The organism is Rhizobium sp. CF142 (genome assembly GCF_000281145.1).
In the GTDB taxonomy this organism is placed as follows: domain Bacteria; phylum Pseudomonadota; class Alphaproteobacteria; order Rhizobiales; family Rhizobiaceae; genus Rhizobium.
Genome location: NZ_AJWE01000091.1, coordinates 14,328 through 31,143 on the forward strand (window position 1 = coordinate 14,328; position 16,816 = coordinate 31,143).

Annotated in this window: 17 protein-coding genes; 7 read left to right on the forward strand and 10 right to left on the reverse strand. The window is 59.6% G+C overall.

Annotated features, from left to right (window positions below; all coding sequences use genetic code 11):
- Positions 1-310: 310 nt before the first annotated feature.
- From pstB to PMI11_RS18370, 8 genes are all read right to left on the reverse strand, one after another.
- Entirely contained in the window at positions 311-1,123 is an 813-nt protein-coding gene (gene pstB / locus PMI11_RS18330) for a phosphate ABC transporter ATP-binding protein PstB (RefSeq protein ID WP_193385614.1), read from the reverse strand.
- Positions 1,120-1,977, reverse strand: a complete 858-nt coding sequence (pstA, locus tag PMI11_RS18335) for a phosphate ABC transporter permease PstA (protein WP_037071660.1) — start codon at positions 1,975-1,977, stop codon at positions 1,120-1,122. Before pstA ends, pstB begins: the two co-directional genes overlap by 4 nt.
- A gap of 2 nt (positions 1,978-1,979) precedes the next feature.
- A complete protein-coding gene (gene pstC / locus PMI11_RS18340) occupies positions 1,980-2,957 on the reverse strand; it encodes a phosphate ABC transporter permease subunit PstC (RefSeq protein ID WP_007819835.1) in 978 nt (325 codons plus the stop codon).
- Between the two features lie 73 nt (positions 2,958-3,030).
- On the reverse strand, positions 3,031-4,053 hold the full coding sequence (gene pstS / locus PMI11_RS18345) for a phosphate ABC transporter substrate-binding protein PstS (protein WP_007819837.1): 1,023 nt from the start codon (positions 4,051-4,053) through the stop codon (positions 3,031-3,033).
- A gap of 348 nt (positions 4,054-4,401) precedes the next feature.
- A complete protein-coding gene (locus tag PMI11_RS18350; protein WP_007819839.1) occupies positions 4,402-6,528 on the reverse strand; it encodes a bifunctional diguanylate cyclase/phosphodiesterase in 2,127 nt (708 codons plus the stop codon).
- Between the two features lie 149 nt (positions 6,529-6,677).
- Entirely contained in the window at positions 6,678-7,022 is a 345-nt protein-coding gene (locus tag PMI11_RS18355) for a cupin domain-containing protein (protein WP_007819841.1), read from the reverse strand.
- Between the two features lie 751 nt (positions 7,023-7,773).
- Positions 7,774-9,057 carry an O-acetylhomoserine aminocarboxypropyltransferase gene (locus PMI11_RS18365; protein ID WP_007819846.1) on the reverse strand — a complete coding sequence of 428 codons (1,284 nt, stop codon included), beginning with the start codon at positions 9,055-9,057 and terminating at the stop codon, positions 7,774-7,776.
- Positions 9,058-9,174: 117 nt separating this feature from the next.
- Positions 9,175-9,603: a CoA-binding protein gene (locus PMI11_RS18370; RefSeq protein ID WP_007819848.1), complete on the reverse strand. Its 429-nt coding sequence runs from the start codon at positions 9,601-9,603 to the stop codon at positions 9,175-9,177.
- Between the two features lie 120 nt (positions 9,604-9,723).
- Between PMI11_RS18370 and PMI11_RS18375 the strand changes: the two genes are divergently transcribed.
- Positions 9,724-10,047, forward strand: coding sequence for a hypothetical protein (locus tag PMI11_RS18375; RefSeq protein ID WP_007819850.1), 324 nt, complete (start codon positions 9,724-9,726; stop codon positions 10,045-10,047).
- Between the two features lie 480 nt (positions 10,048-10,527).
- Complete coding sequence (locus PMI11_RS18380; protein ID WP_037071664.1) at positions 10,528-11,364, forward strand: EamA family transporter; 837 nt, start codon at positions 10,528-10,530, stop codon at positions 11,362-11,364.
- Here the strand turns inward: PMI11_RS18380 and PMI11_RS18385 are convergent, their stop codons facing one another.
- A complete protein-coding gene (locus PMI11_RS18385) occupies positions 11,365-12,198 on the reverse strand; it encodes an enoyl-CoA hydratase (protein ID WP_007819856.1) in 834 nt (277 codons plus the stop codon).
- A gap of 349 nt (positions 12,199-12,547) precedes the next feature.
- Here PMI11_RS18385 and rplM point away from each other — a divergent pair, with 349 nt between their 5' ends.
- Positions 12,548-13,012 carry a 50S ribosomal protein L13 gene (gene rplM, locus PMI11_RS18390; RefSeq protein WP_007819858.1) on the forward strand — a complete coding sequence of 155 codons (465 nt, stop codon included), beginning with the start codon at positions 12,548-12,550 and terminating at the stop codon, positions 13,010-13,012.
- Positions 13,013-13,014: 2 nt separating this feature from the next.
- A complete protein-coding gene (gene rpsI, locus PMI11_RS18395; RefSeq protein ID WP_007819867.1) occupies positions 13,015-13,488 on the forward strand; it encodes a 30S ribosomal protein S9 in 474 nt (157 codons plus the stop codon).
- 54 nt (positions 13,489-13,542) lie between these two features.
- On the opposite strand, the gene PMI11_RS18400 is transcribed toward rpsI, so the two are convergent.
- Positions 13,543-13,920 carry a VOC family protein gene (locus PMI11_RS18400; protein ID WP_007819872.1) on the reverse strand — a complete coding sequence of 126 codons (378 nt, stop codon included), beginning with the start codon at positions 13,918-13,920 and terminating at the stop codon, positions 13,543-13,545.
- Positions 13,921-14,200: 280 nt separating this feature from the next.
- Here PMI11_RS18400 and cml point away from each other — a divergent pair, with 280 nt between their 5' ends.
- The 3 genes from cml (at position 14,201) to speB (ending at position 16,806) form a co-directional block, all read left to right on the forward strand.
- On the forward strand, positions 14,201-15,388 hold the full coding sequence (gene cml / locus PMI11_RS18405) for a CmlA/FloR family chloramphenicol efflux MFS transporter (protein ID WP_007819874.1): 1,188 nt from the start codon (positions 14,201-14,203) through the stop codon (positions 15,386-15,388).
- A gap of 106 nt (positions 15,389-15,494) precedes the next feature.
- Positions 15,495-15,863, forward strand: coding sequence for an antibiotic biosynthesis monooxygenase family protein (locus PMI11_RS18410; protein ID WP_007819876.1), 369 nt, complete (start codon positions 15,495-15,497; stop codon positions 15,861-15,863).
- Positions 15,853-16,806 carry an agmatinase gene (speB, locus tag PMI11_RS18415; protein WP_007819878.1) on the forward strand — a complete coding sequence of 318 codons (954 nt, stop codon included), beginning with the start codon at positions 15,853-15,855 and terminating at the stop codon, positions 16,804-16,806. Before PMI11_RS18410 ends, speB begins: the two co-directional genes overlap by 11 nt.
- Positions 16,807-16,816 lie beyond the last annotated feature (10 nt).

Sequence of the window (16,816 nt, forward strand, 5' to 3'; positions counted from 1 at the left end):
CTATATATACCAATGACTTGAACTGGAGGGTGTTACCCCCTCCAAACGCCCTCCACGAACGTTAACCCCCTCCACCGAGCCTCCATTTCGGACACACGAAGGGCGCTCTCTTCTTCAATTCGGGCATCTTGTGGAGGGGGTTACCTGAGTGGAGGGGGCTCGATACGAAGCAACCCCCTCCACTTCAGGCATGCCGCGCGTAGCAAGCGAATGCGAAAGATTCGCCGCACGCCTTAGGCATCCCACAACGAAATCGGCCGGCGTGCTGATCGCGCGCCGGCCGTTTCCTTGCTGCGAAGGGGAAGTCGTATCAGCCGTAACGGCCGGTAATGTAGTCTTCCGTGCGCTTGACTTTCGGCGACTGGAAGATCTGCGCCGTCGGGCCGTATTCGATCAACTCGCCAAGATACATGAAGGCGGTGTTATCGGAGATGCGGCTTGCCTGCTGCATGTTGTGGGTGACGATGACGATCGTGAACTCGCCCTTCAGCTGCGCGATCAGTTCTTCGACCTTGGCAGTCGAGATCGGGTCGAGGGCCGAGGTCGGCTCGTCGAGGAGCAGGACTTCCGGGCGCAGCGCCACGCCGCGGGCGATGCAGAGCCGCTGCTGCTGGCCGCCGGAAAGGCCGAGGCCGCTGCCCTTCAGCTTGTCCTTGACCTCATCCCACAGGGCGGCCTGACGCAGCGCCTGCTCGACGCGGACGTCCATGTCGGCCTTGTTGAGACGCTCATGGTGGCGAATGCCGTAGGCGATGTTGTCATAGATCGACATCGGGAACGGCACCGGCTTCTGGAACACCATGCCGACGCGGGCGCGCAGTTCGTTCATCGAGAAGCTCGGGTCGAGGATGTTCTTGCCGTCGAGCTTGATCGAGCCTGTGGCACGCATCTTCGGATAGAGCATGTAGATGCGGTTCAGGATGCGCAGCAACGTGGACTTGCCACAGCCGGACGGACCGATCAGGGCGGAAACCTGACGCTCCGGGAAGTTCAGGCTTACGTCCTTGATCGCGTGGGCGTCGCCGTAATAGAAATTGACTTTATCGAGAGAGATCTTGTCTTTGGCCATCGGCTTTTCCGACTTGCTGGCGGCGTCGAAAGTGTCTTGGGACTGAAGCATCATTTCCCACCTTTTCGGTTCAGGACGGAGCGCGATACCACGCTCAGGATTAGAACGAAGGCCGTCATCACGAAGGCACCGGCCCAGGCGAGATTTTGCCATTGCTCATAGGGGCTCATGGCGAACTGGAAGATGACGACGGGAATGTTCGCCATCGGCTGCGACATATCCAGGCTCCAGTACTGGTTGTTCAGAGCAGTGAACAGAAGCGGCGCGGTTTCGCCCGAAATGCGGGCGATCGCGAGCAGGATACCGGTGAGGATGCCCGTGGAGGCGGCGCGATAGAGGACGTTGACTGTTACCTTCCAGCGCGGGATACCGAGCGAAAGCGCTGCCTCGCGCATGACATCGGGTACCAGCCGCAGCATCTCGTCGGTCGTGCGCACGACGACCGGCAGGAAGATGAAGGCGAGCGCAATGCCGCCGGCAAAGCCGGAGAAGCGTGAGGTCGGGCGGACGACCACTTCATAGACGAACAAACCGATGATGATCGACGGCGCCGAAAGCAGGATATCGTTGACGAAGCGGATGGCCTCGCCGATCTTCTTGCCGCGGCTGAATTCCGACAGATAGGTGCCGGCCAATACGCCGATCGGCGTGCCGATGATGACGGCGAGCACCACCATCAGCAGGCTGCCCATGAAGGCGTTGGCGAGACCGCCGCCGTCTTCGCCGGGCGGCGGCGTCATTTCCGTGAGAAGGCTGGGGCTCAACGCCGACAGGCCGTGGACCAGCGTCGTCCAGAGGATCCACACCAGAAAGACCAGGCCAAGCACGGTGGCGATACCGCAAAGCGTCAGCGCGATCAGGCTGCCCATCTGGCGGCGGCGGTAAAGGGAACCCGAATAGGTAGCCATGATCATTCTCCCCTCTGTTTTGCCATGCGCACCAGCATGAGCTTGGCGGCCGCCAGAACGATGAAGGTTACGACGAAGAGAATGAGGCCAAGGGCTGCGAGCGAGGACCGGTAGAGGTCGTCCGACGCCTCGGCAAACTCGTTGGCAAGCGTTGCCGCAATCGAGGTGCCCGGCTCCATCAGCGACACCGCAATGTTATGGGTGTTGCCGAGCACGAAGGTGACCGCCATGGTCTCGCCGAGCGCGCGGCCCAGACCAAGGAAGATGCCACCGACGACGGCCGTGCGGGTGTGCGGGATGACGATGTCGCGCACCACTTCCCACTTTGTCGAACCAAGCGCATAGGCCGATTCCTTCAGCTGCGCGGGGACGACCAGGAAGACGTCGCGCATGACCGAGGAGATGAAGGGGATGATCATGATCGCCAGAACAATGCCTGATGTCAGCATGCCGATGCCGAGCGGAGCACCCGAAAACAGCGCGCCGACCAGCGGGATCGGACCCAGCCAGTCGATGAGCACCGGCTGGATGTAATCCGACATGAAGGGAGCGAAGGTGAAAAGGCCCCACATGCCGTAAATGATCGAGGGGATGCCGGCAAGAAGCTCGACGGCGCCGCCGATCGGTCCGCGAATGGAGCGCGGCGCAACTTCGGTAATGAAAACCGCGATGCCAAGGCTGACGGGAACACCGATGATCATCGCGAGAGCCGAGGTGACCAGCGTGCCGTAGATCGGCACCAGACCTGCGAATTGCTGAGCAACCGGATCCCATTCCGTGCCAGTCAAGAAGCCGAAGCCGAAGGTGCGGAAGGCAAGAAGCCCGCCCATGGCCATGGAGATCGCCGCTGCCAGCAGGGCGGCCAAAACAAACAGGCCGCAGCCCAAAACTATCCAATAAAAAATACGATCGCCTGCGGCGCCGTCGCGGCGCTTCACGCCCGCGGTGTCGGCGGGCAGCGATGCCAATGCTTCGCTCATGTCCGTACGCTCTGCTGCTTTGAGGGGTGGGCGGAAAGCTTGGCTTTCCGCCCCGACCGCAGTTTCGTCAGGATCAGCTCTTGAAAGAGGCCGTCCAGTAATCTTCGATCTGCTTCACCAGCGTGTCCGGAAGCGGAACGTAGTCGAGCGAGGAAGCTTCCTTCTGGCCCTTTTCGAGAGCCCACTTGAAGAAGGAGAAAGCAGCCTTGGAGCGCTCGGCGTCCTTCGGCTCCTTGTACATGATGGCCCAGGTGGTTGCCGTGATCGGCCAGGCCTTTTCGCCCGGAGCGTTGGTCATGATCAGATAGAAATCCTGAGCCTTGCCCCATTCTGCGCTTGCAGCGGCAGCCGAGAAGCTTTCAGCGTTCGGCTTCGGGTACTGGCCGGCAGCGTTCTGGATGAGAACGTAGGGCAGCTTGTTCTGCAGGGCGTAGGCGTATTCAACGTAACCGATCGAGTCCTTGACGCGGGTAACGTAAGCGGCAACGCCTTCGTTGCCCTTGCCGCCGATACCAACAGGCCAGTTGACGGCAGTGCCTTCACCAACCTTCGACTTCCAGTCCGGGTTTACCTTCGAGAAGAAGTTCGTCCAGTTGAAAGAGGTGCCCGAGCCGTCTGAACGGTGAACGACGGCGATCTGGCTGTCGGGCAGCTTCAGGCCCGGGTTCAGATCGGCGATGGCCTTGTCGTTCCACTTGGTGACGTTGCCAAGGTAGATGTCAGCGAGGACCTTGCCGGAGAGCTTCAGTTCGCCTGATTTGATGCCCTTGACGTTGATGACGGGAACGATGCCGCCGACAACGAGCGGGAACTGGCCAAAGCCGCCAGCCGTCAGGTCTTCCGGCTTGAGCGGGGCGTCAGAAGCGCCGAAGTCAACCGTAGCAGCCTTGATCTGGGCAATACCGCCACCCGAACCGATCGACTGGTAGTTCAGCTTGTCGCCGGTTTCCTTGTTGTAGTCTGCCGACCACTTCGAAAGAACCGGATAGACGAAGGTGGAACCAGCGCCGGTAATGTCGGCAGCGGAGGCCGAGACTGCCAGAGCGGCAACCAGGCCGGCGCCGAGGCAGGCCGAAAGAAGTTTCTTGGTGAGCATTTGCGACTCTTCCCTGATGGAACTAGAGGACGACGAGGCTCGGCGCCATGGAGGGGGTGTCCACTGTCGGGGGCGCTGAATTTCCTCGTCACGGGAAGGCGGCTAGGCGTCTATTATTACAGTTTGATGACAGTTTGTGACGGGTGACACGAAATGCAAAGCTGTGCATAAGTCGCTGAAGTCACTGACTTTCCTAATGAATCGCGCGCTGACAAAGCCTTGGCGAATGAGGTGCGGCCCTATTGCCGCAGGGCTGTGGTCGATTGCCGCAGCTATGCGTGAAAATGTCGTTTTCAGACGCCAAAATGCTCCGAGGACCGGACGACCACCAAAGTGTGGTGCCGCAATCTACGCAGCATGCTCTTGAAGCTTGCTGGATATGTCGAGTGCCGACATAGGTTTTCCGATCAGATAGCCTTGCAGCTGGTCGCAGCCGGCCTCACGCAGGATCGCCGCCTGACGCGTATTCTCGATACCTTCAGCTGTGACGGGAATCTGCAGAGCGGTTGCCAGGGAGATGGTGGCTCTCAGAACATCGGCGCCATTCGAGGCTTGGTCGAGAGCGGACACGAGCGAACGGTCGATCTTCATGCGATCAAACCCGAACTGCCGCAATGCGCCGATGCTTGCATAGCCGCAGCCAAAATCATCAAGCGCGAATTTTATACCGACCTGTTTAAGGTGATCTATCGACCTGCGGGCCTGTTCCGGATTTGTCATCAGGACGCCTTCAGTGATCTCCAATGTCAGACGCTTCGGATCGAAATCGAGCTCCTGCAGGAGCGAGATCACTTCGGCGGCGAATTCCGGATTGCAGAGTTGGACCGGCGAAACGTTCACGGACAATGCCAGACCAGGCCAGTTCTTGGCATGCCCGACCGATGTTTTCAGCATGTGAACGCCAAGTGCATCGATGAGGCCGCACCTTTCGGCGAGCGGGATGAAAATCTCGGGGCTTATGTTCCCCGTTGGAGTTCGCCAACGCGCCAGTGCTTCAAGACCATTAATAGTGCCTGTCGCAGCAGAGACGAGAGGCTGGAAAAAGGCTTCGATCGCACCGGTGCTGATGGCGCTCTTCAACAAAGCTTCCATTTCGGCGACCCTTTGGCGTTCCCGATCCAGCTCTGGGTCGTATTCGATCGCCCGGCCTCTGCCGTTTGCCTTGGCGCGATAGAGCGCCATATCCGCCCTGCGGAGAAGCTCCAGGGGCGACACGTCTCCGTCACATGCGGCAACTCCGATGCTTGCACCAACTTCGATCGTTCGCCCTTCGATTTTGAAGGGCTCGGTGAACAGCGCCAGAATGGTCTCTTCTATCTCTCCACGCGCGGCGGTTCCAATCTGCACCAGCGCAAACTCGTCGCCTCCCAGCCGGGCCGCCGCAACGACTTCAGGGTGACAGGCGATCAGGGCGTTCGAGACGATCCGGATCAGATCATCCCCTACCGCGTGCCCCCAGGCGTCATTGACTGCCTTGAAGCCATCGAGATCGACCAGATAGAGCCGGGGTGGCGCAACATCGGTGTCTTCCAGCTCTTCCAGCAGTGCGAGAAGCCCATGCCTGTTCAACAGGCCGCTCAGGCTATCGTGGTTCGCCTCGAAAATCGCCACTTGCGCCAATTGGCGCAGGCGGCGCGCCTCGAATGCGCCTACCAGCAGAACGCCCCCCAGGAACATCACAAGGATGATGACAGCGGCCGCAACGTAAGGATAGACTTGGTGAAACACGGCGGTTCCGGGCGCTTTGCTGGGCCAGACAAGGTGGCCGATGACGCCACCTCCTATGTCCGTGATCGGCGTGTTCAGAAGGCCCGACTCGGGCGCGGCGGCAAGACGTAACCCTTCGAGTTCGTGCTCGTCCGAAAAAGTGTCGAGAACTTCCGACGTGAGATCCTTGTAGAGGCTCAGCACACTCAGCTTCGGAAGCTCGCCTTCTGCGGTGAAAGGCTGGATTGCCTGTGACACAATCAGCGCGATGCCCGTTTCGGTCCGGATGAAATTGACCACCGGCGCCTGTCCGGCATCGGCAGCCTTATTGATCTGCTGGAAAAAGCCTTCGCCGAAAAAGGCGCTCGGCTGGAAGGGCTTGCCTTTGGCATATGCGGAGACGATCGAAGAGCGATCAGGGCCGATCACGACCGCACCGTCATAGAGCGGGTAATCCGCTGTGGTTTTGCCCCAGTTCTCATAGGCCCAACCCACGGCGTCAGGAGATGAGATCGCCTTATAGGCATCATCCCATACGGCGTTGTCCGTGGTTGTCGCGCTCAAACGATTGACAAAGGCCGAGATCGCTGCGCGGGCAGCGCGCGTAGCCCTAGCATCATCGATCTCGTTTGCAGATCGGGTCATTGTGGCGACGACATGGGCCGTGAGGCCCGTCAGCACGAGAGCGACGACGAGGAAGAAAATGGTTGTCGCAATGATGGAAGACGCTTGGGTCCGAACGTGCCTACCCGCAAGATTCGACGACATGCCAATCCCGAAAAGATGAATTGCAAGGGCATGTCTTTGGTGACGGCAGGAGACATCATGTCCGCAATGCGCTGCAGATGAGGTTTAGCATTTGATGATGTAGACACTCTTAATGCGAACGATCAAAAACCGTCTATCCGGGCCGGCGCTCAGACCTTGATCACATAGTCCTTGCGAGTCGTTTCAACGACTTCCCAGGTTCCCTTAAAGCCCGGCCTGAGGATAAGGCGATCGCCAGCCCTGAGATGGATCGGCTCACCGCCATCCTCGGTCACGATCGAATGGCCGGAAAGCAGGCTGAAATATTCCCATTCCTCATAGACGATCCGCCACTTGCCGGGCGTTGCCTCCCAGATACCGGCATAGAGACCGCCGTCGGCCTCCTCGAGATTCCAGGTGCGAAATTGCGGATTGCCGGAAATGATGCGCTCGGCGGCGGGAGCGCCGACTTCCGGTTCGACGCCGTCGATATCGAAGGAGATCGTGTTTGCCATGGTCACCTTTTCTCCGGTCCGCGTCGTCGAACGACGGCGACGTCTTATCCTCGTGCCCCAAATGAGCGCGCCAGCCGCTGTGAGACATAGCGAACGAAATCAGCGCCCGACTCTATTCGAATCGCACGCTGATCCTATGGCTGTATCCCGACAAACGTAGGCTGCAAAATTACAAACCTTTGCTGCGGAGGACACTCAGCGTTCTTCGCAGCCGTTTGGCGTGTCGCTTAAAGGCAGTATTAGCACAAATTGATATATATCCGAGAGCGTTGCTCTATGTGAAAATGCCTCCCCTAACACCACAAGGGAGGCATCCATGAAGCCTTTTTGTGTCGCATTGACGATTTGCCTGCTGTTCAGCATGTCGGCAAGTCACTACATCCCCCTTCCAGGTTATGCGTTCAGGACAGACCCGACTTGCCACCGCACCGTCTCTAAACTCCAGTTCGACAGGAAATGCGATTGGCCGAGAGTCGGAATAAAAGACTTTTCGCAGCCGAACCAGTTTGGCTTCGGGCTCTAAATGGCCCAATTAAACAAAGTCTATCGCCGCCTTGCGATAAGTTCTAGCCCACCTGCAGAGGCGATCAGAACCAAGTTCGGATTGAGGCCGTCAAATTCAACTGCCAAATAGCGGAAAAACTGTTCAACGGATCACCCAGGAAGCTTTCATGCTAGATTGGCGTTCCAGAAATCCACCATCTCGAGCGAAACAGCCATGGCAGTAGGAAAGCGTTGCTGCGAGGGACGCTTAGATCTTCGACAGCGACTGTTCGAGATCGGCGATGATGTCTTTCACATCCTCGATGCCAACGGAGAGGCGCACCACGTCCGGCCCGGCACCTGCGGCGATCCTCTGCTCGTCGGTCAGCTGTCGGTGCGTGGTGGAGGCCGGATGGATCACCAGGGAGCGCGTATCGCCGATATTGGCAAGATGCGAGAAAAGCTCCAGTCCCTCGACCAGAGCCTTGCCGGCCTCGTAGCCGCCCTTGACGCCGAAGGTGAAGACCGAGCCGGCCCCCTTCGGCGAGTAGCGCTGCTGCAGGGCGTGGTTCGGGTCGTCCTCCAAACCGGCATAGTTGACCCAGGCGATCTTGGAATGGGCCTTCAGCCATTTGGCGACATCAATCGCATTATCGCTATGGCGCTGCATGCGCAGCGGCAGCGTCTCGATGCCGGTCTGGATCAGGAACGCGTTGAAGGGCGAGATGGCGGGGCCGAGGTCGCGAAGGCCTAACACGCGGCAGGCGATCGCGAAGGCAAAGTTGCCGAAGGTCTGGTGCAGCACGACGCCGTTATATTCCGGCCGCGGGGTGGAGAGCATCGGATAGTTGCCGGTCTTCGACCAATCGAAGGTGCCGCCATCGACGATGATGCCGCCCATGGAATTGCCGTGACCACCGAGGAACTTGGTCAGCGAATGCACGACGATATCGGCACCGTGCTCGATCGGCCGGATGAGATAGGGTGTTGCCATGGTGTTGTCGACGATCAGCGGCAGGTCGTGACGGTGGGCGATTTCGGCGATCGCAGCGATATCGACAAAAGTACCACCGGGATTGGCAAGGCTCTCGATGAAGATCGCCCGGGTCTTGTCGTCGATCTTGCTCTCGAAATCACCGGGGCTCTCAGGGTCAGCCCAGCGCACCTGCCAGCCGAAATTCTCGAAGGCGTGGCCGAACTGGTTGATCGAACCGCCATAGAGGCGGCGGGCGGCGACGAAATTCTCGCCCGGACGCATCAGCGTATGGAAGACGATCATCTGCGCGGCATGGCCGGAGGCGACCGCAAGCGCTGCCGTGCCGCCTTCAAGCGCCGCGACGCGTTCCTCCAGAACCGCCTGGGTGGGGTTCATGATGCGGCTATAGATATTGCCGAACTGCTGCAGGCCGAAAAGGGCTGCGGCATGGTCGGAATCGTTGAAGACGAAGGCCGTCGTCTGGTAGATCGGTGTAATCCGCGCGCCGGTCGCCGGATCGGGCTGCGCGCCCGCATGGATCGCCAGCGTGTTGAATCCCGGATCGTTTTTGGCCATGTCGTCCTCCCGTACAATTGTTGACGGGCGCGATCATAGCCGCTCGAATGTGAAAGTTAACCGCGATCTTTTTCAACCGCGGCGCGTTCCGAGGAAAATCCGTTCTGCCCGACCGCGTCAGCCGAAAAGACGCGGATATTCGATCGCCGGGCAACGGTTCATGACGACCTTGATGCCGCCGGCTTCGGCCTTGGCGGCGGCCGCGTCATCGCTTACGCCGAGCTGCGCCCACACAACCTGCGGGCGGGGCTCGAGTGCCAGCGCTTCGTCCACCACCCCATCAAGATATTCGGATGCGCGGAAGACATCGACCATGTCGACCGGTTCGGGAATGTCGGCGAGACGTGCGTAAACGGTCTGGCCCTGAATCTGCTTGCCCGCCTGCCCCGGATTGACGGGAATGACCTTGTATCCGCGCGACAGGAGATAGCCCATGACACCATTGCTCGGCCGGGCCGGATTGGGCGAAGCCCCCGTCAGCGCGATGGTTTTGACCGATTTCAGAATGCCGGAAAGATAGTCGTCGGCGTAGGCATCATGGTTCATATCTGGTGTCTCCGGTCTGGTGTCTTCAGGGGGCGGATTTGACAGTCGCGATTCATCGAAACCGGGCGGCTCGTTTCGACGTATATATAGGTGCCGGAAATATCAGGGAGAAATTATGCCATGAAAAAAATAATCCTTGCGCTCGCGCTCGTGCTAGCTGCCTCGCCGACGCTTGCGATCTCACGCTACAATCCGCTTGCCATGAGCTGCCAGAGCGTGCGGGCGGCGATCCACAACGAAGGCGCCGTCATCTTTCGCTATACCTCGCCGCGCGGCCTTCCTCTCTACGATCGCTATGTCCGCAACAGCTACTATTGCGACGCGACCGATTATGCGGAATGGACGAGCGTTCCCTCCAAGGACAACCCCAAGTGCCGGGTGCTGAACTGCCAGAACATCGACAACCTGGACGGGATGCTGCTCATTCCACACTATAGTCTCTAATTCGACCTTCATTCGGAATTGTGAATATTATCGGTCCCTTCGCACATGCGAAAGGACCGGGGCGTCAATCTTAGGACACAAAATATCTACTGCACCCCTATTGGTTGTTAATTTATAATCGTTTCAAAGTTATAGAATAATGTCTATATTTCAGCATCATAGGATTGTCGACACTCTCTTTCTACAGAAGAATTTCACCTTTCATACATAATTTGATCACCATATGTTCACGCGTCCATTAGCGACATCTCATAGTTGTGTGAGCTGAGCGTAATTGAACGTATTTCGAGCGCACGCAAAAATTGCTACAACGATGGGCAATTGTTCACCTGATCAATCCATGCTATTGAAAATTCGACCGTGCGGAGTACACCTTCCAGGGCAAATCACGCAAACCCAGGTTGTTATTTCAAGGCAGGTTCAAACGGGAAAGCTGTGATGTTTTCCCTATCTTGTTGCACTGCTCCTGGACCATCCACTTTGCCCCTCGACGTTCTTCTTCTCGTCCTTTTCGGTGCTCTTCTGCATGCGACATGGAATGCCATCATCAAAGCCGGCAAGGACAAGTCGCTTGATGCGGCGCTGATCTCTGCGGGCGGCGCGGTCGCCTCGCTCCCTTTCCTGCCGTTGCTCCCTCTGCCGCAGCCGCAGGCCTGGCCGTTCATCGGCGCTTCCGCCATCCTGCAATTTGCCTATTTCCAGCTGGTCGCCGCCGCCTATAGGGCCGGCGATATCGGCTTGGTCTATCCGCTGATGCGTGGCGGCGCACCCCTGCTCATCGTCGCCACCAGCGGCTTCATCCTGGGAGAGCATCTGACGGGTGGCGCGCTTGCCGGAACCATGACGATCTGCGTTGGCATCCTCACCCTCGCCTTCGAAGCCCGCCACGGCAGCCGCCACGCGATCATGCTGGCGCTGATCAACGCCTGCGTCATCGCCACCTATACCTATGTGGACGGCATCGGCGCCCGGCTTTCGGGCAATGCGGTTTCCTACACGCTGTGGATGTCGCTTCTGCCACCGGTTCTGCTCTTTGCCTGGGCGCTTTCACAGCGCGGTCTGGTAATTGTCGCCACTCACGTCAGGCGCAACTGGTGGCGCGGGCTGATCGGCGGCGCGGGCTCGATCGCCTCCTACGGGCTGGCGCTCTGGGCGATGACGAAGGCCCCGGTTGCGACGGTGGCGGCGCTGCGGGAAACCGCCATCCTGTTTGCGCTTGTCATCTCGGTTCTGGTGCTGAAGGAGAAGGCCAGTGTCTGGCGCTACCTCGCCGGCATTATCATCGCGCTCGGCGGGCTGCTCCTGAAGCTTGGCTAATCACTCGCCCTTCCATTCGGGCGTGCGCTTGCCGAGGAAGGCGCCGATGCCCTCTTGCGCATCGCTGGTCAGCATGCTGTCGACCATCACGCTTGCGGCATAGTCATAGGCTTCCGCGACGGGCATTTCGAGCTGCTTGTAAAAGGCTTCCTTGCCGATCCTCAGCGCCTGCGGCGACTTCGAAGCGATGGCGGAAGCGTATTTGTTGACCACCTGCGTGAGGTATTGCTTCGGCACGATACGGTTCACCAGGCCGAAATCCTTTGCAGTCGAGGCGTCGATCGTCTCGCCCGTCAGCAACATTTCCATCGCCTGCTTGCGGTGGGCGGCGCGCGCAACAGCGACAGCCGGCGTCGAGCAGAAAAGCCCAATATTGACGCCTGGCGTGCAGAAGGTGGACGTATCCGTGCAGATCGCAAGATCGCAGCTTGCGACGAGCTGGCAGCCCGCTGCGGTCGCGAGCCCATCGATCTCGGCGATAACGGGCTTCGGCAGGCGGCTGATCTCCAGCATCAGGTCGGCGGCCAGTGCAAAAGTCTCTTCGAAGAAAGCGACACCATCGTCCTCGTCGACGCGATGGGCGGTCAGTTCCTTGAGGTCATGACCGGCGGAAAAGACATTGCCTGTCGAAGCGATGACGACGATGCGTACGTCCTCGTCGTCTGCCGCCCCCTGCAGCTCGCCCATCAGCGTTTCCATTGTCGATATCGACAGAGCATTGGCCGGCGGATTGTTGAGCGTCAGGCGCAATATGCCACCGGAAAGCTGGCGGAGCACGAGGGCGCCCTGGCCTGAATTGTTGTTGTCCTTGCGGAAGGATACGATCTCGGCCATGGCATGTTCCTGTGCGCTGTCTATATCCCGCTTTTGTGCCACAAGGGTGAGGCGATTTCGAGCCGAATACGGCAATGCGACGGCCTCGAAGGGCGAAACTTCCTGTTTTCAGGCGCCCTAAAATGTGGTACACACATACCACACTGTTAAACCATTGTTTTTTCTTGCTTATTTTTCAGATCGTCAAAATGGCTTGTATTGACCGGCTAATCGATTGTCGCTATAAGCCGCGCCGGAAATGCAGCCTTTGCGGGCTGCTTTCTTTTTGGTCTGCCTTACGGTCGACCAACCAAGCAACAAGAAACGCCCCTCGCCTTCGGGCATGGGGATCCAAGAGAGAGTAACAATTATGGCAACCTTCTCCCAGAAGCCTGCAGAGGTGGAGAAGAAGTGGGTCGTCATCGACGCCGAAGGGCTCGTCGTTGGCCGTCTCGCTTCCGTTATCGCTATGCGTCTGCGCGGCAAGCACAAGGCAACTTTCACGCCTCACGTTGACGACGGCGACAACGTTATCGTCATCAACGCCGACAAGGTCGTTTTCACCGGCAAGAAGTATTCCGACAAGGTTTACTACTGGCACACCGGTTATGCCGGCGGTATCAAGGAGCGTACGGCTCGCCAGATCATCGAAGGCCGCTTCCCGGAGCGCGTCCTCGAGAAGGCTGTTGAGCGCATGGTTCCCCGCGGCCCGCTCGGCCGTCGCCAGATGAAGAACCTGCGCGTCTACTCCGGCCCGAACCATCCCCACGAAGCCCAGCAGCCGTCCGTCCTCGACGTCGCCTCGCTGAACAAGAAGAACGTAAGGAGCGCCTGATAGTGGCTGACCTCTCTTCCCTGAAGGATCTCGGCACGTCATCTGAAGTAGCTGCTGCTGCTCCGGCTCACGTCCGCAAGGTCGACTCGCTTGGCCGTTCCTACGCGACCGGCAAGCGCAAGAACGCTGTTGCCCGCGTCTGGGTCAAGCCGGGCTCCGGCAAGATCATCGTCAACGGCAAGGAATTTGCGGAATATTTCGCACGTCCGGTTCTGCAGATGATCCTGCGCCAGCCGATCGTTGCTGCTGCCCGCGACGGCCAGTTCGACATCGTTGCAACCGTTGCCGGCGGCGGTCTTTCCGGCCAGGCCGGTGCTGTTCGCCACGGTCTGTCCAAGGCCCTCACCTACTTCGAACCGGGCCTGCGCTCGGTCCTGAAGAAGGGTGGCTTCCTGACCCGCGACAGCCGCGTCGTCGAACGTAAGAAGTACGGTAAGGCCAAGGCCCGCCGTTCGTTCCAGTTCTCGAAGCGCTAATCGCTTTCGGACATGCTTTCATGGAAAGGCCGGGTTCTCGCCCGGCCTTTTCGTTTATTCGGGCTTGTTGAAGAAAGCCTCAAGCCGATATCCATCAGGATCGATGACGAAGGCGGCATAATAGAACTGGCTGTAGTCCGGACGGATGCCCGGCGCGCCATTGTCCTCGCCGCCATTGGTAAGTGCTGCGGCATAGAAGGCATTGACGGCCTCCTCACTCGTGGCGACGAAGCAGAAATGCAGCCCCGAGCCGCGATCAGCCGGCACCGGGCGCTCCACTTCGCTCACCCAGAAGGCAGGCCTCTCGGCGCCGTATCCCATCGTTCCGTCGAAATTCGACAGACGCTCATAGCCGAGCGGCGCCAGTGCCGCATCGTAAAACTGGCGCGATCTATCGAGGCTTTTTACCCCGATTGAAATGTGGTCGAACATTGCCCGTGGCTCCTTCCTGGTTCCGTCGGCGCAGCTTCTTGGAAGCGGTTTGCGAAGTCAACGCGCCACACTCACCTATTGTCGCCGGTACTGCCGGCTGCTAAAGCCGCATCAGGTTTCAAACCGGACAAGACAGGACCTGACATGGGAGCCACCCCGTCCGCAGACAGATAGGCCGCAGCAACCTTTTGAAGTTGTTGCGGCATCTGTCCGATCAATCCAGATTGCGATGAGAAGGCAGATCGCCGACGGATGAACTCATTCGAGCGGATGAATACCTATGCCTTCCGAAAACAGGAACTGGACTTGCTCCCTGCCGGTAGCGCTGCTGCTTCTGGCGCCTTTCGATATCCTCGCCTCGCTTGCCATGGATATCTATCTCCCCGTCGTCCCGATGATGCCTGAAGCACTCGGCACTTCGGCGACCATCATCCAGCTGACGCTCAGCCTCTACATGCTGCTCCTCGGCGCCGGACAGATGCTCTTCGGCCCTCTGTCGGACCGGATCGGCCGCCGCCCGGTGCTGCTTGGCGGCGCGCTGCTGTTTGCGGCCTCTTCGCTGCTGCTCGCAGCCACTTCGTCGGCCGCACTGTTCGTCATGCTGCGTCTGCTGCAGGCGGCCGGCGCTTCGGCAGCACTTGTGGCGACCTTTGCAACGGTTCGCGATGTCTATGCAGAGAGGCCGGAAGGCGCCGTCATCTACAGCCTGCTTGGCGCGATCCTCTCCTTCGTGCCGGCGCTCGGACCGATCGCTGGTACACTGATTGCCGATCACGCCGGGTGGCGTGCCATCTTCCTGCTTTTCGGCGGACTGATGCTTGCGGCAATCCTCAATGCATTTAGAGGCTGGCATGAAACGAGACCTGCGGCATCGGCCAATGCAACGATCAGCATGCGCGCAATTCTGGCGAATGCGCATTTCTGGACCTACACGATGTGCTTCAGCGCGGCGATGGGAGCCTTCTTCGTGTTCTTTTCCACCGCACCTCGTATGCTGATCGGTCATGCCGGCTTTTCGGGTCTCGCCTTCAGCCTTTCCTTCACCACGGCCGCAGCGGTGATGATCCTGTCCGCACGCTTCGCCGGCCGTTTCGTCGTGCGGTGGGGAATGGCCGGCAGCCTTGCCCGCGGCATGGGCCTGCTTCTTGTGGGCGCATTGCTCCTCGGCATCGGCGAAGTGTTGCTTGCTCCCTCATTCGCCAGCTTCGTCCTGCCGATGTGGGTGATTGCCGTCGGCATCGTGCTGACGACCGCAGTCACGGCGAACGGCGCGCTGGCGGCCTTTGGCCAAACAGCCGGAACGGCAGTTGCGCTCTATTTCTGCGTCGAAAGCCTTGTTGTCGGCTGCATCGGCACGCTCTTCGTGCTGCTGTTGGACGGCAATACGGCATGGCCGCTCGCCGGCTATTGCGCGGTGATGGGTATCGTCACCCTACTTGCGCTGCGCCGTATCCGCGCTCGCGGTTGAGATCAAAGGGCGGCCGAGAAGATCCGCCGCCCCAACTTGAAATGTGATTCCTTGAAATCTGCCGGAACCTCGCCTACCCCTTCCTGTAGAGACAAGGAATCCGCGCATGTCCTCCACCCAGCCCTCGCCCTTCGCCACCACGCCCGAACCGCCCTACTACGTCGTGACCTTCTCGTCTGTTCGTACCGAGGGCGACAATGGTTACGGCGCAATGGCCGACCGGATGGCGGAGCTGGCGCTGCAGCAGCCGGGCTGTCTTGGGGCCGAAAGTGCGCGTGATGCCGATGGTTTCGGCATCACCAATTCCTATTGGGCCGACGAGGAGAGCCTGAAGGCGTGGAAGCAGGTCGTGAACCATCTCGCCGCTCAACGCCTCGGCCGCGAGCGCTGGTACAAGCAATATAAGGTTCGCATTGCACGGGTAGAACGCGCCTATGAATTTATCGGAGAGGAAGGAGCCTCCCATGGCGAATAAGACCATCGACCATGCCTTCACGGCACAGAGCCTCACATCGGCTGCCTCGGACCCGACCTTTGCCGGCGCGCTTTCCTTCATGCGCCGCCGCTTCACCAAGGATCTGACAGGAGCCGATGCCGTCGTCTGGGGCATTCCCTTCGATGCGGCGACCTCCAACCGGCCGGGTACACGCTTCGGGCCGCAGGCGATCCGCCGGGCCTCGGCGATCTTCGACAATGATCCGCAATATCCGTTCCAGCGCGATCTTTTCGCAGAAATGGCAGTCATCGACTACGGCGACTGCCTGCTCGATTACGGCAATCATCAGGACACGCCCGCGGCCATCGAGCGGCAGGCAAGCACCATACTCGACAGCGGCGCCTTCCTGCTCACCCTCGGCGGCGACCACTATGTTACCTGGCCGCTGTTGAAGGCGCATGTCGAACGGCACGGCCCGCTGGCGCTCGTGCAGTTCGATGCACATCAGGACACCTGGTTCGACGACGAGCGCCGTATCGACCACGGCTCCTTCGTGGCCCGTGCGGCCCGCGCCGGCCTCATCGATCCGGATCGCTCGATCCAGATCGGCATCCGCACGCACGCGCCAGAGGATTTCGGCATCCACCTGCTATACGGCCATCAGGTCGAGGACATGAGTGCGGCGGATATCGCATCGATGATCATCGCGCATACGAAGGGTTCGCCTGCCTATCTGACCTTCGATATCGACTGCCTCGATCCGGCCTTTGCGCCCGGCACCGGCACCCCGGTTGCCGGCGGCCCTTCCAGCGCGAAGATCCTCTCCGTGCTGCAGCGGCTGAAGCAGCTCGACATCCGCGGCGCCGACGTCGTCGAAGTCTCCCCGCCTTATGACCATGCCGATATCACCGCCATTGCGGGGGCGACGGTCGCGATGTATATGCTGGGCCTCCACGCCGAACGGCGCGCAACGGCAGGATGACTGCTGTTAT

Bases quoted from the DNA above. Each gene is read 5' to 3' on its own strand.
- pstB (WP_193385614.1), bottom strand. From the start codon at position 1,123: ATGATGCTTCAGTCCCAAGACACTTTCGACGCCGCCAGCAAGTCGGAA.
- pstA (WP_037071660.1), bottom strand. From the start codon at position 1,977: ATGGCTACCTATTCGGGTTCCCTTTACCGCCGCCGCCAGATGGGCAGC.
- pstC (WP_007819835.1), bottom strand. From the start codon at position 2,957: ATGAGCGAAGCATTGGCATCGCTGCCCGCCGACACCGCGGGCGTGAAG.
- pstS (WP_007819837.1), bottom strand. From the start codon at position 4,053: ATGCTCACCAAGAAACTTCTTTCGGCCTGCCTCGGCGCCGGCCTGGTT.
- PMI11_RS18350 (WP_007819839.1), bottom strand. From the start codon at position 6,528: ATGTCGTCGAATCTTGCGGGTAGGCACGTTCGGACCCAAGCGTCTTCC.
- PMI11_RS18355 (WP_007819841.1), bottom strand. From the start codon at position 7,022: ATGGCAAACACGATCTCCTTCGATATCGACGGCGTCGAACCGGAAGTC.
- PMI11_RS18365 (WP_007819846.1), bottom strand. From the start codon at position 9,057: ATGGCCAAAAACGATCCGGGATTCAACACGCTGGCGATCCATGCGGGC.
- PMI11_RS18370 (WP_007819848.1), bottom strand. From the start codon at position 9,603: ATGAACCATGATGCCTACGCCGACGACTATCTTTCCGGCATTCTGAAA.
- PMI11_RS18375 (WP_007819850.1), top strand. From the start codon at position 9,724: ATGAAAAAAATAATCCTTGCGCTCGCGCTCGTGCTAGCTGCCTCGCCG.
- PMI11_RS18385 (WP_007819856.1), bottom strand. From the start codon at position 12,198: ATGGCCGAGATCGTATCCTTCCGCAAGGACAACAACAATTCAGGCCAG.
- rplM (WP_007819858.1), top strand. From the start codon at position 12,548: ATGGCAACCTTCTCCCAGAAGCCTGCAGAGGTGGAGAAGAAGTGGGTC.
- PMI11_RS18400 (WP_007819872.1), bottom strand. From the start codon at position 13,920: ATGTTCGACCACATTTCAATCGGGGTAAAAAGCCTCGATAGATCGCGC.
- cml (WP_007819874.1), top strand. From the start codon at position 14,201: ATGCCTTCCGAAAACAGGAACTGGACTTGCTCCCTGCCGGTAGCGCTG.
- PMI11_RS18410 (WP_007819876.1), top strand. From the start codon at position 15,495: ATGTCCTCCACCCAGCCCTCGCCCTTCGCCACCACGCCCGAACCGCCC.
- speB (WP_007819878.1), top strand. From the start codon at position 15,853: ATGGCGAATAAGACCATCGACCATGCCTTCACGGCACAGAGCCTCACA.